The sequence below is a fragment of the Kitasatospora sp. NPDC101801 genome, from assembly GCF_044766665.1.
GTDB lineage: Bacteria > Actinomycetota > Actinomycetes > Streptomycetales > Streptomycetaceae > Kitasatospora.
Map to the genome: position 1 here is coordinate 14,735 of NZ_JBIWML010000036.1, position 15,939 is coordinate 30,673.

Sequence of the window (15,939 nt, forward strand, 5' to 3'; positions counted from 1 at the left end):
CCGGTAGCAGTCGTCGCACGGCACGCGCGGGGGCTTCACCAATAGTGCTTGCGGCCTCCGACCTCACGGCCGACCGCGCCCAGGACCCACAGGACGAGTCCGATGACGACGAGGGCGATGCCGATGGTCCACAGGATGGAAATGCCGGCGACGAACCCGATGACGAGAAGGATGACTCCAAGGACGATCACGACTACCTCCGAAGAAGGTCTCCCTCCACTGTCGCGCTGTTCGCCCGACACGGCCACAGGCAGGAGCGCCCCACGCAACGCAGCCGGCGAGGGGTCGGTGAAGCAGACGAAGGCGGACACCGGAACCATGCCCGTTGCCGCCGTGGCTGGCTACGTGTGCCTCCTGGCTGCAACCGAAATGCTCACATCCGACGGCATCCCCGTCCAAGCGCTGCGCTCTTCGGTGGGAGGTCTCCCGATCGGGTCAGCTCGGTGACGGTGCCGGTGCCGGTCCTGTGGGATGGTGCCGGGCGGTCGGCGGTGAGTGTGCGCTCACCGCGGACCGGGAGCCGGGGAGGGGGGGGTGGGTCAGGTGTCGGCGGTGGGGTCCGGAGCAGTGGCGTTGCTGCGGAGTTTTTCGTTGATGCGTAGGGCTTCTTCGAGTTGGTCTTCGAGGATGATGATGCGGCAGGCGGCGTCGATGGGCGTGCCCTGGTCGACGAGGTCGCGGGCGCGCATCGCGATCCGTAGTTGGTAGCGGGAGAAGCGGCGGTGGCCGCCTTCGGAACGCAGTGGGGTGATGAGGCCCTGCTCGCCCAGGGCCCGTAGGAACCCCGGCGTGGTGCCGGTCATCTCGGCGGCGCGGCCCATGGTGTAGGCGGGGTAGTCGTCGTCGTCGAAGCTGCTTGTGGTGGTGGGTCGGTTGGTGGTCGTGGTCACTGCACCTCTTCCTGTTGCCTGTTCGGGAACGCGTGGAGGGGCCCCGGCGCCATTGCGGCTCCGGGGCCCCGAAGGGGAACTTCACCATCTACCGGCCCTGGGCCGGTCCTTGTGTCCGCAACTCCTCGGGGGAGGAGGACTGCGGGGATCGCGTATGCGTGACCGGAAACCACCGTCCTTCGTACTCTGAGGGGTCTGCGGTGTCCGCCCGGACGAGAACTGCTCATCTCACGGGCCGGGCGATCCTGATGGCGCTAGCGCCCTCCGTTTCTTCCTCTACATCACTGGACATCCTGCGAACTGCTGGTACTGCACCTGCTGATACTGCGAGATTCACACCTGTACTGCTTGGAACTGCGAACTGCGTTGGTACCGCTCCGGTGTCCGTGAGGGCCCACCTGTCCGGCAGCCAGCCCCGTCGCCTGCCCTGCTCAACCACTCGGCTTGGAACCCCACTGCCCGGACCTCCCAGCACGCGCGCCCGCAGTCCGGCGCCTTTGCTGAGAACCTGCACACATCAACCACTGGTGACTGCGAATCACCTGCACTTACTGCGATACCGCTCTTCGGTGACCCCTGATCACTGCGGGCCACCCGGCACGGCCGCCAGCCCCGTCGCCGTCCAACACCTGCGCTTGGCTCCGGAACTCCGCTGCCGCACCACCTTGTTGCGTCACTGCTCCACGCCCACCAGCCCGGCGTGTCCCGCGAACTACCTGCACTGCTTCCACTCACTGCGGTACCGCTGATGGCAGCCCCTGATCACTGCGGGCCACCCGACCCGGCCGCCGGTCCCGTCGCCGCACTGCACCAACCCTGGCTTCAGAACCCCACAACCGCGCCGACCTGCGAACTACCTGCACTACTCCCGCCAGTTCGTGTCTGGCGGGCCCTGCCGACTGCTTGCTACGAGAGAAACACTAACCACACCCCACGCCAATGTCTACTCCGGCCAGCACAGATTTTTCGATGTTCGAAGAGAAGGTAGTCTTCGCCCCGCGCGCGCGACAGAACACACTGCGCGTGACCAGGGACAACGCGCAGGAGGGTGAACGGTGGAGGAGACCAGGAGCATGTCGGCGGCGCGCACACCCGCCCCCCATACGAGGGACTCCCTGCTGACCGCCCTCGCCGAAGCCGTCCACGACCGCGACGAACGGGCCCTTCGCCGACTCCTGGCCCGCTTCGCCGAACAGGCCACCCTCGCCGACCTGCCCGCCCTTCGCGCCACCCTCGGCGCCGCCCGGCGCGAGCGCGGCAAGCTGCGGCGCTCGCGCCAAGGCCATGCCTCGTAGCTGCTGCACCCTCCACGAGTACCGAGATGCGGCATGACCTGCACGGACAGAGTTGTCGGCACCCACAGGGGCGGTGCCCCCGAAAGACCCTCGGCAGGGTCCGCACCTGCGCCGTCGTCGTCCGCCGGGCCAGGCGCCGAGCCCGGGCCGAGAGGTCGGCGATCAGTCCGCCGTGGCGATCAGCGGCTGGAGCAGGATGTCGGGTTGGGCGCGCTGGAAGGCGTTCAGCTGCCACTTGTCGGCGAACAAGGCCAGTAGTGCGTCGTCCGAGCGGCGGGTGAGCACCTCGCCGTTGATCAGGCGGGCTTTGTTCAGGACAGCAGCGCCGGCGACGTCAGTGATCCGGGCCAAGCGGTAGGAAAGCTGGTCGAGAGCGATGGGGGAAGAGAACTCGTGCTCCATCCGGTGCAGGATCACATCGAACTGCATCGGGCCGACCGCAGCCATGACCGGCGCCTGGTCGCCACGCCGGTCGGAGACCAGCACCTGGATCACGCCTTCCTCGTCGAGTTGGGCGATGCCCTTGCGGAACTGCTTGGACCGGCTGATGTCCTTGGGCCGTGCCACCGCGAAGTACTCGGGGGCGAAGGCGGGCAGCGGGGGAAACTCGGCCTTCTTGCCGGTGAAGAGGGTGTCGCCGACCCGCAGCGCGCTCGCGTTGATCAGGCCGACCACATCGCCGGGGTACGCGGTGTCGACCACGGTGCGCTCGGCTCCGAAGACGGTGTGCGCGTACTTGGTGGCGAACGAGCGGCCGCTGGCCGCCCGGGTGACGTGCATGCCGCGCTCGAAGACGCCGGAGCAGACTCGGACGAAGGCGATCCGGTCGCGATGGGCCGGGTCCATGTTCGCCTGGATCTTGAACACCAGGCCGGAGAACTCCTCGCCGACCTCGCGGCTGCCGGCCTTGGCCAGCGGGCGGGGCCCGGGAGCCGGAGCGAGGTCGACCACGGCGTCCAGCAGGAGCTTCACACCGATGTTGGTCAGCGCGGCGCCGAAGAAGACCGGGCTGATCCGGCCGGCCTCGAAGGCCTCCTGGTCGTAGCCGGGGCCGGACGAGAGCACCAGCTCCAGCTCCTCCAGCGCGGTCGTCCAGGCTTCGCCTTCCTGCTCGGTGGCCTGCTCGGAGGTCAGCTGCTCCTCGAGGGCGGCGTGCGTGCCGGCCGGCACCTTGGTGTAGCGCAGCATCTGCTCGGGGTTCCCCGCTTCGACCAGGCCGCGCAGGTTGCCCGCGCTGCCCACCGGCCACACGACCGGGACGGGGGTGATCCCGAGGTGCGTCTCGATGTCATCGAGCAGGGCGAGTGCATCCTGGCCGCGCCGGTCCCACTTGTTGATGAAGGTGATCACGGGGACGCCGCGATGGCGGCAGACCGCGAAAAGCTTGCGGGTCTGCTCCTCCAGGCCCTTGGCCGCGTCGACCAGCATGATCGCGCAGTCGACGGCGGCCAGCACCCGGTAGGTGTCCTCGGAGAAGTCGGCGTGGCCGGGGGTGTCGACCAGGTTCATCACGTGGCCGCGATAGCCGAACTGCAAGGCGGCCGAGGTCACCGAGATACCACGCTCGCGTTCCAACTCCATCCAGTCGCTGGTCACGCCGCGCCGGTCACCCTTGGCGTGCACCGCACCAGCAGAAGTGATCGCCCGCGCGTGCAACGCCAGCGCCTCGGTGAGCGTGGACTTGCCCGCGTCCGGGTGGCTGATCACAGCGAAGGTCCGTCGGCGGCCGGCCTCACGAAGGACCTGCGGGACGGGGATGGACTGTACAGTGCTCACGTGTTTCCTCGGGTACGCCTCGGCAGCAGGCCGGTGACGCTTCTCCGTACCTGGTGAGCCGGGATCAGGTCCGCAGGCCCAGGAAGAGATAATAGGCCGTCGGGCGGCGTGGCCCTGAAACTCCCGGTCGCGCAGCACGTCGACCCAGATGACATGGGACTGGTCGTCGGCGTCCAGCGTCTCCCTCACCGCCATGACTCTCCTCGACCAGCTGCCCACAGCCACCTTCTGTCCGGGGACCTTGACCTCGCAGGACTGCGCACGCAGCGAACGCGATGGCCCGGACCGACATCGCCGCCACCAGGGCCGTCCTGCCCCACGACCTCGGCCCGGAGGTCACCGTGCGCCTGCTCTCCATGCACGGCTCTCGCACGGAGCCGGTCGGCGAGTGGTGGGAATCAGGCTGGTCCGCATCGCGGGTCCGAAGCGTCGCACCCCCCGGTGAGCGCCGGGCCCTTGCACAGCCCGCACCCAGGACGGCGTCGCCGCCCCCCTGCCCCCGGCGCAGCGGATGGAGCTCCACCGGGAGATGGGGCGCCCGCAGCCCGGAGCGCGGGGCAGGCGACGGTGCTGCGGGACTGTGAATCACCGTGAACCCCTGTGAACGGTTCGACAAGTCGTTCCCCTGTGTGTTGACGGCCTTCGCGAGCCGTCGATAGAACACTCAGCACATAAGTCATTCCACACATAGGGGCCTCGATGCAGTTCGAATATGTCCTGCTCGCCCTGCTGGCCGGCCGTCCGCTGAGCGGGTACGACCTGCGCAAGTGGGTCGAGACGGAAGGCCAGTTCCTTCGTTCCCGGGCGCATCACAGCCAGATCTACCGCCTGCTGGGACGGATGGTCACCGACGGCTGGGTGGCGTTCGAGGTCGATCCGCGCGAAGGGCGCCCCGACGCGAAGGTGTACCGGCTCACGCCGGTGGGGCGTGAGGCGTTGCTGGAGTGGGTGCGCTCCCCGTACGAGCCGCCCAGCCGGTTCCAGGACGCGGACTTCATGGCGCGCTTCGCGTTCGCCGCGGCCCTGGACCGGGCGGCCGCGATCCGCCTGATCCGCACCGAGCTGGACCACCGGCGCGCGCAGATCGCCCGCAACCGCCCCCGCGATCGCACGGTCAGCTTCGAGGACCCGCTACCGGAGCTGGACCAGGACCTGGCACGCGAGGTCTACGAGGAGCTGCACCGGTACGGCACAGGCGCGGTGGACGCATGGGTGGACTGGCTGGAGCACATGCTCCGGCGTCTCGAACAGTGGCAGCCGGGGCCGCAGGTGCCGCCGGCCGGAGAGGGGAACGCCCGATGAAGGCGATCATGGTGATGTTCGACAGTCTCAACCGGCATCTGCTGCCGCCCTACGGGGGTGACTGGACGCACGCGCCGAACTTCGCGCGGCTGGCGGAGCGTTCGGCCACCTTCGACAACGCGTGGGCGGGGTCGATGCCGTGCATGCCGGCCCGGCGCGAACTCCACACCGGGCGTTACAACTTCCTGCACCGCAGCTGGGGCCCGCTGGAGCCGTTCGACGACTCCATGCCCGAACTCCTCAAGCAGAACGGCGTGTACACCCACCTGGTCAGCGACCACCCCCACTACTGGGAGGACGGCGGCGCCACCTACCACGGCCGGTACAACACCTGGGAGTTCTTCCGCGGCCAGGAGGGCGACCCCTGGAAGGGCCAGGTCGCCGACCCCGAGATCCCGGCAGACCTGAAGAAGCTGCGGTTCGAGGCCTACCGGCAGGACTGGGTCAACCGCCCGTACCTGACCACCGAGGACAAGCACCCGCAGACCCTGACCTTCGACGCCGGACTGGAGTTCCTGCGCACCAACCGGGACGCCGACAACTGGTTCGTACAGATCGAGACCTTCGACCCGCACGAGCCGTTCTTCAGCCACCAGCGGTACAAGGACCTCTACCCGCACGACTACGACGGCCCGCACTTCGACTGGCCGGACTACAAGCGCGTGGTGGAGACCGACGAGCAGGTCGAGCACGCCCGCTACGAGTACGCGGCGCTGCTGTCGATGTGCGACCACTCCCTCGGCCGGGTCCTCGACTTCATGGACGAGGAGAACCTGTGGGACGACACGCTGTTGATCGTCAACACCGACCACGGGCTGCTGCTGGGCGAGAAGGGCTGGTGGGGCAAGGTCGTCCAGCCCTGGTACAACGAGCTGGTCCACCTGCCGCTGTTCGTCTGGGACCCCCGGGTGCGCGCCGCGGGCGAACGGCGGCAGGCGCTGGTGCAGACCATCGACCTCGCCCCCACCCTGCTGGACCACTTCGGCGTCGAAGTCCCCGCGGACATGCAGGGGCGGCCCCTGCCCGTCTCCGGGGACACCGAAGTGCGCGAGGCGGCCCTGTTCGGCGCCCACGGCGGCCACGTCAACGTCACCGACGGCCGGTTCGTCTACATGCGCGCCCCCGCCACGGAGCAGAACGCGCCGCTGCTGGAGCACACCCTGATGCCCACCCACATGCGCGGGCGGTTCTCACCGGCCGAGCTGTCCGACCTTCGGCTCGCGGAGCCGTTCACCTTCACCAAGGGCGTCCGCACACTGCGCATCCCCGGCCGTACCTTCATCAACCCCCACCAGCACGGCACCCTGCTGTTCGACCTGGAGAGCGACCCCGAGCAGCGGACCCCGCTGGTCGACGACGCCGCCGAACTGCGGATGGCGAACCTGCTGGTCGAGCTGCTGCGCGAGAGCGACGCACCGCCGAGCCAGTACGAGCGCCTCGGCCTGCCAGCCGTGGGCCCGGTCGGACCGGAGCACCTCCTGGTCCGGGCCCAGCGCGAACACGCCACCAGGACGGCCGCGCCGCTGCCCCGTCCGGAGGACTACCCCCAGGGACGCTTCTCGCTGCGCACCCCGGTGTTCGCCCTGATCTCCGACCCGGTCGCGGTCGAGGTGATGCGCCGTCACCTGCCCGGCATCGTCGACTCCGAGTTCCTGCAGTTCCTGGGTCCCACTCCGCTGATCGACGTCGCCGCCCTGGCCGGCTCCCTCACCGACGTCTCCGCCCTGCACCGGGTGGCCGAGGAACTCTCCGCGCTCTGACCGGCCCACCGACGAATTGCCGGTGACGGGGCGGCAACCCCGTCACCGGCGACGCACGACCCGCTCGGGTCCCCGCACTGCCCCTTTGACGAACGATGCATGAGACGGAGTCGCGCATGTCCGACCTTATCGAAGCGGCCACGGAGCCCACGACGGGAACCGGACCGCCTCCCGTCAGGGGCCGCTGGCGCCAGCTCTCGCTCCTGGGCGGCGCGATGCTGGTCGACGGCACCGAAGCCGGCCTGGTCACCGGCCTGTTCCCGGTCATCCGACACGCCCTGGACCTCACCCTCGGCGCGCTCGGTGTCCTGACCGCCGCCGGCAAGCTGATCGGCGTGCTCGCGGCCCCGCTGTGGGTGTGGGCGGCCCGCCGCTGGTCCCGCAAGGGCGTCCTGGTCGTGTCCACCGGCCTGTGGGGGGTGTGGGGGGTGGCGGCCGGCTTCTCCCGGAACTTCGCCCAGTTGCTGCTCTTCGTCACGGTCCTCGCCGCCGGCTACGCGGCCGCCCAGCCGCTGGTCTCCGAACTCGTCGGCGACCTGTTCGACTCGGCGTCGCGCGGCCGCGCCGTCGGCGCCCTCTACGGCTCCCTCGCCTTGGCCGGCTCGGTGCTCGGCCCGCTCATCGGACAGCTCGCGGGCTTCCGCGAGGGCTGGCGCTGGGGCCTGTGGGGTGTCGGCGCCCTGAACATCCTCGTCGGCGTGGTGCTGCTGCTGTGCCTGCGCGACCCCGGCCGGGGCGCGGCCGAGCACCAACTCGCCGACCTCGACCACGCCACCCGCGAGGCCCGGACGAAGATCGACGTGGCCACCGTCGTCTCGCTGTTCAGGATCCCCAGCTTCGCGATCCTCCTGGTGTCCCGGCTGCTCTCCGGACACCTGCTGCTCTCCTCGTTCGCCGTCGTCTACCTGGTGGACGTGTTCGGCTTCACCACCCAGCGGGCCGCCGTCGTCCTGATGCCGCTGGGCATCGGATACCTGCTGGGCACCCTGGCGGGCGGGTTCCTCGCCGACTGGGCCGCCCGCAGGAGCCCGCGCCACGGACTCCCCGGTGTGCTCCAGGGCGCCCAGATCTCATTCGCCGTCCTCGCCTTCCTCGGCACCCAGGTCCACTACAGCGGCATCGGCGCCTACGCCCTGCTCTTCTGCCTGATGGGCATCGCGCAGGGCGTCAACCCGGCGGTCAACCGCCCGATGGTGATGGCCGTCACCCCGCCCGAACTGCGGGCCACCGCCTTCACCGTCTACGTCTCCGTCTTCGAAGCCGTCGCCTGGGCCGCCTTCGGCCTGGGGGCCGGCTTCCTCGGCCAGACGTACGGACTGCAACCGGTCTTCCTGGCAGTCCTGGTGGTCCTCATGCTCGTCAACGGCGCCTTCCTCACCCTCCTGCACCGGCCCTACGCCGAGGACGTGCAGCGCGTGCAGCGCGAACTCGACCTCAGACGCCAACACGCCCTGGCCTGACACCCGGCCGACCCGGACCCGGCGCCGAGCCGTGCCCGCCCACACCTTCCGGAGAAACCATGTCCCAAGCCCCGGCCCCCTGCTGCACCCCCTCGCGCGAGGCCGGGCCGAGCAGTGCGCTCACCCTCACACCCGCGCCGGCGCCGCGACGTCCCGACGGGACGTCGCACGGCATGGTCCTGCTGCCCGGCGGGGAGTTCCTGATGGGCACCGACGACCGCGAAGGCTTCCCCGACGACGGCGAAGGCCCGGTGCGCCGGGTCCGACTGGATCCGTTCCTCATCGACGCCTGCGCCGTCACCACCGAGCAGTTCGCCGCGTTCACCGCCGCAACCGGCTACCGCACCGAGGCCGAACGGATCGGCTGGTCCTACGTCTTCGCCGGGTTCCTCCCGGCGGCCCTGCGCCGCACCGCCGCACGCGTGGAACGGACCCCCTGGTGGTGCGCCGTCACCGGAGCCGCCTGGAACCGGCCCGAAGGCCCGGGCAGCACCGTCACCGACCGTGCGGACCACCCCGTCGTCCACGTCTCCTGGAACGACGCCCACGCCTACGCCACCTGGGCCGGCAAACGCCTGCCCACCGAAGCGGAATGGGAGTACGCGGCCCGCGGCGGACTCGAACAGGCCCGCTACCCGTGGGGCGACGAACTCGACCCGGACGGCACCCACCGCTGCAACATCTGGCGCGGCACCTTCCCCACCAAGAACACCGCCACCGACGGCTACCGCGCCACCGCCCCCGTACATGCCTTCGACCCCAACGGCTTCGGCCTGTACAACATGTCCGGCAACGTCTGGGAGTGGTGCGCCGACTGGTGGACCACCGATCACCCACCTCGTCCCCTGGCCGACCCCACCGGGCCCGCCACCGGAACATCCAAGGTCATCCGCGGCGGCTCACACCTGTGCCACCAGTCCTACTGCAACCGCTACCGCGTCGCCGCCCGCAGCTCCAACACCCCCGACAGCTCCAGCGGCCACGCCGGCTTCCGCTGCGCCCGCGCCGCCCCCACGCCCGCTGACACCCTGGCCGACCTGACCACCGAACCGCCCCGGCAAGGAGGCAACCGATGACCCGAACCCGCCCCGCCGCCCTTGCGGCCGCACTCCTCGCCCTGACTGCCGGCGGCCTGACCGGCACGACCGGCGCCGCCCAGGCCGCCACAATCAACTACGTGGCCCTGGGCGACTCCTACTCCGCGGGCGGCGGATCATCCACCACGTACCTCAACAGCTGCAACCGGAGCACCAACGCCTACCCCTACCTCTTCGCCCAGGCCAACTCACCGGCGACCTTCAGCTTCCAGGCCTGCGGCGCCGCCACCACCGCCGACGTCCTGAACCACCAACTCGCCCCGCTCACCTCCAGCACCACCCTGGCCAGCATGACCATCGGCGGGAACGACATCGGCCTGCGTGAGGTACTGAGCTCCTGCCTGCTCGGCAGTGACGCCGACTGCCACGGTGCCGTCGCCTCCGCGGCGAACACAGCCCGTACCGAGCTCCCCGGCAGACTCGACACCGTCTACGGCAGCATCCGCTCCCGCGCCGTCAACGCCCACGTCGTGATCCTCGGCTACCCCCGCTTCTACGACCTCGGCAGCTCCTTCTGTCCAGGGATCAGCCCGACCAGGCGAGCCGCCCTCAACGCTCTCAACTGGCCTGTCGGCCAGTCCTTCCACCCGACCGCAGCCGGCCAGTCCGGCGCCTACCTCTCGGCCCTTGAGGCCAGCGACTGACCCAGCCCCGTCACGGTCGATCGGAGGCCGGGTCCTGGAAGACCGAGTGGCTGCAGAGCGTGATCGCCGCGCGTGTCCCCTGCCCTCGTCGACCACAGGAAGGACATGATCATCTCCGGCGGCTCCAATCCTCTGCTGCAGCAAGGTCGAGGCCCGCGTGAAGGAGGAGGTGGGCACCTCCGGGCGGCGGGTACGAGGGCACGCGAACCGGGATGACGAGGGCATGAACTCACCGGGCCCGGGCAGGCGCGGGGCACGGCCGGACCGGCAGGGCCCGGCCCGCCAACCGGGAAGGCACCCGCCATGAGCACGGTCGAGCAGTCGGTCGACGTCGATGTCCCCCTGCACACCGCCTACAACCAGTGGACCCAGTTCGAGGAGTTCCCCCACTTCATGGAGGGGGTCGAGGAGGTCCGCCAGATCGACGACCGGCACACCCAATGGCGGACCTCCATCGCGGGCGCCGAGCGTGAGTTCGACGCGGAGATCATCGACCAGGTGCCCGACCAACGGGTCTCCTGGCAGACCGTGGGCGGCGAGGTCCAGCAGATCGGCATCGTCACCTTCGAGCCCCTCGGCGAGACCCGCACCCGGGTCAGCCTGACGATGGCCTTCGAACCCGGGACCATCACGGAGCGGGCCGCCGACGCCCTCGGCATCATCGACCGGCGCGTCAAGGGCGACCTGAGCCGCTTCAAGACCTTCATCGAGGCCCGCAGCCACGAGACCGGAGCCTGGCGCGGCCGCCTCACGCCGAACTGACCATCACCGGCACCACGTCGAGCGGCCGGCGCCCGGAGGTCCGCAACCACCGATCGACCAGTCCCAGGTGGCAGGTCGAAGCCCCGTCGGGAAGGTGGCCTTTCCAGGCCGCCTCCGTTCGACGGGGCTTCGTTGTGCACCGCTGCGGCTCCGGCGGCCGTCGTCACACCGCCGGGGCCTGCACCTTCACACGATCATCCCGGCTGTGAAGCCGCCCTCGGCGCGGGTGTGCCGGTGTCCTGCTGGTGGTTGCTCAGAAGTGGAGCATGTACTGGAAGGAGGACTCCGCGCTGCTGACCCGGAGGTGGCTGCGGGTGCCGTAGGCGAGGGGGTTGTTCCAGTTGTACTCCTCGACGTCGAAGGAGCCGTCGGAGTAGACCGCGTTGACGTAGGCGACGTGGCCGACCTTGTGGGTGTCGTTGACGGCGATGGCACCGACGGTGGGGGTGGTGTTGACGGTGACGCCGACGCGGCGGGCGGCGTCGTCCCAGGTGCCGGCGTTGCCCCAGGTGGTGCCGCCCCAGGAGTTGCTGAAGTTCGGGACGCCGAGACGGTCGGCGATGCGGAACGCCGCGAAGGCGGTGCAGTTGTCGGCGGCGAAGCCGCGGGTGCCGTGGTCGAAGTCGTTGGTGGTGCCCTCGTTGCCACCGCCGCCACTGCTGAGGAACTGGTGCGAGGCCTCGTTGTTCTTCAGGGTGGAGTTGAGGTTGCCCTTGGCGCCGGAGGCGAAGTCCTGGCCGGCCCCGCCGAAGTCGCTGTTGAAGTAGACGCGGACGGTCTGCCCCGTGCGGTTCCACACCGATGCGGCGTTGTTCTTGACGCAGACGCCCTGGCCGCTGCCGGCGCTCTTGAACTCGTAGCAGCTCGGCTGGGTGGCCCCGTAGTCGCTGATGGAGCCGGTGAAGTCGGAGATCGAGCCGGCCTGGTCGCTGTTGTAGTAGAGGCAGAACTCCCCGGAGTCGCAGACTCCGTCGCGGGAGGCGGCGAAGGCGGGGGCGGAGGTGGTGGCGATGAGGGGGACGGCCATGGCCAGTGCGGTGCCGGCGATGGTGAGCGTGGTGCGTATGTTCTTCAAGGCCTGCTCTTTTCGTGACGTGTCATCAAGGGGCTCTTGGGTCGTGCTCGGGTGGTGCCGTGCGCGGTCAGTGGGTGCGCTGGTACTCCTCCCAGGTCTGGATGGGGATGCGCGGGCCGTCGTCGGCGGCGTGGTTGGCCAGGCCGTTGAGGCCGAGGTAGTAGTCACCGACCTGGTTCTGGGCCTGGGTGGCCAGATCGGTGTCGCTGATCGCCGCGGCGTGGATGTGCCACGGCCAGTCGCCCTGGTTGGGGTTGCGGACCCAGGCGGCGAATCCGACCTGGCGCAGTGCCCGGGCCAGGGCGGTGCGGGTGGTGCTGGTCATCCCGTCGACGTTGATGTCCACGACGCCACCGCCGTCGTGGGTGCCCGCCGAGGTGGGATCGCCGCCGGGGTTGTAGGAGCCCTGGTCCAGGGTGAGATGGAAGCCCAGCAGGCGTTCGGCTTCGGTGAGCATCGTCTGGGTGCGGGTGTCGACGGTGTATCCGTCGCGTTGCACCTTCGCGCCGGCCGCGATCTGGTGGGTGAGGGTGAACCGGCCCTGGCCGAGCGCGGTGAGGGAGGAGGAGCCCGGCAGTCCGTTGGCGTCCAGGCCGCTGTAGCCGAGGGAGCGCTGGAAGGCGGCGTACGCGGTGATGGTGGTGGTGCCGAAGTACCCGTCCACCCAGCGGGCGTCGAGGAGGTTCCGGGCCTGCAGGGCCCGCTCGACGGCCAGGACCGAGTCCTTGGCCCCCGGGGTCAGCGTGCTGTCGGGGCGTCGGGGATCGATCTGGGCGGCCAGGACGGTGGCTTCCATGTCCACCACGGGCAGCGCGGCGGCGACGGCCGCCGGCGCCTCGGTGCGGGGCGACGGGGGTGCCGCGTGGGCCTGTACGGCGCTCAGCGCCAGACCGCTCAGGACGGCGACGGCCGTGAGCAGTCGGGTTGCGGTGGTGCGGGTCCTGATGGCGGATGCCATGTGGTGGTTCCTTCTGTTCGGTGGAGATCGGCCCTGAACTCGTCCCGCTGTCGGGCACCGGCGGGCGAGAGGTCTGAGGGAGGGGTCCCGGCTGGGGCGGCGGGCAGCGGGCAGCGCTCAGCGGCACCGCTGGTGGGTGCGGCCGTCGCTGACGTGGTTGCTGCGGAGAAGGGCGGCGCATGCGCGGGCGCGCTCGCCGCTGCCCGGCGAAGCCGGGTGAGCGGTACGAATTCCGGTGACAGCTCGGGGACCGGTCCTGCTCGATGGACGCGACCGGCTTCGCAAAATCCGCCGGACGGTCGGCAACAGCCGTTGTGCGAAACGGTGTTGGCGTTCAATGACGGCCCGTCACGGCCGTCGAGGTCGGCCTTGGCGCCGAACATCGTGGCGGCGGCCGCGGGAGGGCGGGTGTCCCCAGCGCCGCGGTGGCCACCACGAGGAGCGGAGGGGAAGTGCGGACGGGCTTCGTGCGGATACGGGCGTGCATGCCCACGGTCCTCCATGAGCTGGAGCGGTGCGGCGGCCGGCTGGTCGCGAATCCACGGGAATCCTCCAGGCGGCGCGTATCACCCCCGTCATTGGTCGGTAACTCAGCCTCTGACCACGGACATGACGGCGCATCAGGTACTCCCGGGCCGTAAAACCCTTGCGGGCAGCCGGAGTTGTAGCTCGTGCGGTCGGGTCGGGTCGCGATACCGGTCCGAGACGGCGGCGGTACGCGGAGTCGCCATGCTCGCGTGGTGGTCGGCGATCCGACCTGCCCCTCCCGGGCAGAACCGTGCCGTCAGCGTCAAGGCCGGCAGCCTCTCCGGCACGCCGGCCCTGACCCAGGCCGCCCGGTGTTCCACTGCCGAGCTGGGCCACCGAGGTCTGGCGCGGCAGCCGGACGCCGCGTCAGACCTCGGTGGCCCAGCGCACACCCGGAGTCGGCGGCGCGGCCAGCCGTTCGGCGGCGGCGCGCCTGTCCTGCTGGGCCGGCACCGCCCCGGGCCGCAGGCCACCCTGTTCGCGGGCGAAGGCCCGCAACAGAGCCGGATAGCGGTACCGGCCGGGCGCGTCGGTAAGCAGCAGGTGTGCGTCGACGAGCCGTTCGAGCAAGTGCTCGGCGGCCGGCAGCGGAAGGTGCAGTGCCCGGGCCGCCTGTACGGTCGAGAGGGGGCCGTCCGTGGCCGTGGCGAGCAGCCGGAAGGCCCGGGCCGCGGCGGGCTCGAGTGCCCGGTAGCTGGGCTCGACACTGGCCCTGATGTCCAGGCTGCACACCCGCAGTTCGTTCAACAGCATCAGCTGGTCGGCCAGCCGGTCCGCGAGGTGCCGCATGCTCCAGCCAGGGCGCGCGCCCAGCCGGGCCGCGCAGATCCGCAGCGCCAGCGGAAGCCGTCCGCAGGCGGCCACCACCTGGGTGGCCGCCTGCGGATCGGCTGCCGACCGTGCGGTTCCGACCAGCCGCCGCAGGAGCAGCTCGGCCTCCGCCGCCGACAGCACGTCCAGTTCGAGCGGCAGCGCCCCGGCCAGGTCGGCGAGTCGGTAGCGGCTGGTGACCAGCGCCGCGCAGCCGGGGTCGCCGGGCAGCAGCGGGCGGACCTGGGCGCTGTCGCGGGCGTCGTCCAGCACCACCAGGATCCGACGGCCGGTCAGCAGCGAGCGGTAGAGCGAGATCCGGTCCTCCAGTCCGACCGGCACCAGGTCGGCGGGAACGCCGAGCGCGATCAGGAAGGTCCGGAGCACGGTAGCGGGAAGGGCCTGACTGTCGCCCGTCCCACCGAGCTCGGCGTGCAGTGTGCCGTCCGGGAACGCGGCCCGGGTGGCGTGGGCGACCTGGCCGGCCAGCGCGCTCTTGCCGACGCCGGGCTGGCCCGAGATCACGGCGGTGAACGGCGCCGTGCGGTCCACGGCGGTCAGCCGGCCGGTGAGCAGGGACGTCTCCCCTGCCCGGCCGGTGAAGTCGGGCAGCGCCGCGGGTAGCTGACATGGCGTCACGGCGAACGCCGGCCGACCGCCCGCGGTCCGGTCGGGTACCGGGTGCCCGGCCGCGCCCGCTCCGGACCCCTCGTCGGCTCCTGGGTCTGCCGCCGCACCGGCGCTCGCGGAGCTGATGCCGATCGGCTCGGGGCGGGGCCGGGCCGGCCCGTCGAGGGCGGGGTCACCACGCAGGACCCGCTGGTGGACCTCGCGCAGTTCACTGCCCGGCTCGACGCCGATCTCCTCGATCAGGGTCTGCCGCACCCGCTGGTAGACGGCCAGTGCCTCGCTCTGCCGCCCGCTGCGGTACAGCACCGTCATCAGCTGGGCCCAGAGCAGCTCCCGCTCCGGGTACTCGGTGGTGAGTGCCTGGAGCTCGGCGGTGAGCGCCCGGACGTCGCCGCCCAGCCGCAGCTGCGCCTCCAGCCTCGCCTCCACGGCGTCCAGGCGGGCTTCGGCCAGCCACCCGGCCTCCTTGCGGAGCAGCGCGTCCGAGGGGATGTCGGCCAGCGCGGGCCCGCGCCACAGCTGGAGGGCGGTGTCCAGCCGGGTGGCGGCGCCCTCGAAGTCCTGTCGGCGCAGCGCGGCGATGCCCTCGTCGCGCAGGACGGTGAACCTCTGGAGGTCGAACTCCTGCGCGTCGACGTCGATCCGGTAGCCGCCGGCGGTGGTCTCGATCCGCTCACCCGCCGCGCCGAGCGCCTTGCGCAGCCGCATCACGTAGTTGCGCAGGGCGGCGGCGGCACTCCTGGGCGGGTGCTCGTCCCAGATGGCCTCCGTCAGGAACTGCGCCGACGTCGGTTGCCCGTGCCGGATCAGGAGCGCCGCGAGCAGCGCCCGCTGCCTGCCGCTGGGGACGGTGCGGGTCTGCACGCCGTCACTGATCACAAGGGGCCCCAGGATCCCGAATTCCACTCGCCTGTTCTCCTGCGCCGTCGGTGTTCCGAACGGTGCGCCCGGG

At 70.8% G+C, this 15,939-nt stretch carries 13 protein-coding genes; 7 read left to right on the forward strand and 6 right to left on the reverse strand.

Features of this window, described 5'->3' with window-relative positions; translation table 11 throughout:
• Positions 1-35: 35 nt before the first annotated feature.
• Both ACIRPK_RS29100 and ACIRPK_RS29105 read right to left on the reverse strand, forming a co-directional pair.
• Positions 36-191, reverse strand: coding sequence for a DUF6131 family protein (locus ACIRPK_RS29100; protein WP_403043851.1), 156 nt, complete (start codon positions 189-191; stop codon positions 36-38).
• A 348-nt stretch (positions 192-539) separates the two neighbouring features.
• Complete coding sequence (locus ACIRPK_RS29105; RefSeq protein ID WP_403043706.1) at positions 540-890, reverse strand: MerR family transcriptional regulator; 351 nt, start codon at positions 888-890, stop codon at positions 540-542.
• Positions 891-1,945: 1,055 nt separating this feature from the next.
• Here ACIRPK_RS29105 and ACIRPK_RS29110 point away from each other — a divergent pair.
• Complete coding sequence (locus ACIRPK_RS29110; RefSeq protein WP_403043709.1) at positions 1,946-2,185, forward strand: hypothetical protein; 240 nt, start codon at positions 1,946-1,948, stop codon at positions 2,183-2,185.
• A 162-nt stretch (positions 2,186-2,347) separates the two neighbouring features.
• On the opposite strand, the gene ACIRPK_RS29115 is transcribed toward ACIRPK_RS29110, so the two are convergent.
• Complete coding sequence (locus ACIRPK_RS29115; RefSeq protein WP_403043711.1) at positions 2,348-3,961, reverse strand: peptide chain release factor 3; 1,614 nt, start codon at positions 3,959-3,961, stop codon at positions 2,348-2,350.
• Positions 3,962-4,660: 699 nt separating this feature from the next.
• On the opposite strand from ACIRPK_RS29115, the gene ACIRPK_RS29120 reads away from it, so the two are divergent.
• The 6 genes from ACIRPK_RS29120 (at position 4,661) to ACIRPK_RS29145 (ending at position 10,986) form a co-directional block, all read left to right on the forward strand.
• Entirely contained in the window at positions 4,661-5,263 is a 603-nt protein-coding gene (locus ACIRPK_RS29120) for a PadR family transcriptional regulator (RefSeq protein WP_403043714.1), read from the forward strand.
• Positions 5,260-7,023 carry a sulfatase gene (locus tag ACIRPK_RS29125; RefSeq protein WP_403043716.1) on the forward strand — a complete coding sequence of 588 codons (1,764 nt, stop codon included), beginning with the start codon at positions 5,260-5,262 and terminating at the stop codon, positions 7,021-7,023. The genes ACIRPK_RS29120 and ACIRPK_RS29125 overlap by 4 nt, the downstream gene beginning before the upstream one ends.
• Before the next feature lie 116 nt (positions 7,024-7,139).
• Complete coding sequence (locus ACIRPK_RS29130) at positions 7,140-8,483, forward strand: MFS transporter (protein ID WP_403043718.1); 1,344 nt, start codon at positions 7,140-7,142, stop codon at positions 8,481-8,483.
• Positions 8,484-8,542: 59 nt separating this feature from the next.
• Positions 8,543-9,559, forward strand: a complete 1,017-nt coding sequence (locus ACIRPK_RS29135; protein ID WP_403043721.1) for a formylglycine-generating enzyme family protein — start codon at positions 8,543-8,545, stop codon at positions 9,557-9,559.
• Positions 9,556-10,224: an SGNH/GDSL hydrolase family protein gene (locus ACIRPK_RS29140; protein WP_403043723.1), complete on the forward strand. Its 669-nt coding sequence runs from the start codon at positions 9,556-9,558 to the stop codon at positions 10,222-10,224. The genes ACIRPK_RS29135 and ACIRPK_RS29140 overlap by 4 nt, the downstream gene beginning before the upstream one ends.
• Positions 10,225-10,527: 303 nt before the next feature.
• Positions 10,528-10,986: an SRPBCC family protein gene (locus ACIRPK_RS29145; protein ID WP_403043725.1), complete on the forward strand. Its 459-nt coding sequence runs from the start codon at positions 10,528-10,530 to the stop codon at positions 10,984-10,986.
• A gap of 253 nt (positions 10,987-11,239) precedes the next feature.
• Here the strand turns inward: ACIRPK_RS29145 and ACIRPK_RS29150 are convergent, their stop codons facing one another.
• The 3 genes from ACIRPK_RS29150 to ACIRPK_RS29160 all read right to left on the reverse strand — a co-directional run bounded on the left by ACIRPK_RS29150 (position 11,240) and on the right by ACIRPK_RS29160 (position 15,893).
• Positions 11,240-12,061 carry a CHAP domain-containing protein gene (locus ACIRPK_RS29150; protein WP_403043728.1) on the reverse strand — a complete coding sequence of 274 codons (822 nt, stop codon included), beginning with the start codon at positions 12,059-12,061 and terminating at the stop codon, positions 11,240-11,242.
• A 67-nt stretch (positions 12,062-12,128) separates the two neighbouring features.
• Positions 12,129-13,019 (reverse strand): peptidoglycan-binding protein, encoded by an 891-nt coding sequence (locus ACIRPK_RS29155; RefSeq protein ID WP_403043731.1) that lies wholly within the window; start codon positions 13,017-13,019, stop codon positions 12,129-12,131.
• A gap of 894 nt (positions 13,020-13,913) precedes the next feature.
• Positions 13,914-15,893, reverse strand: coding sequence for a BTAD domain-containing putative transcriptional regulator (locus ACIRPK_RS29160; protein ID WP_403043733.1), 1,980 nt, complete (start codon positions 15,891-15,893; stop codon positions 13,914-13,916).
• Positions 15,894-15,939: the final 46 nt, after the last annotated feature.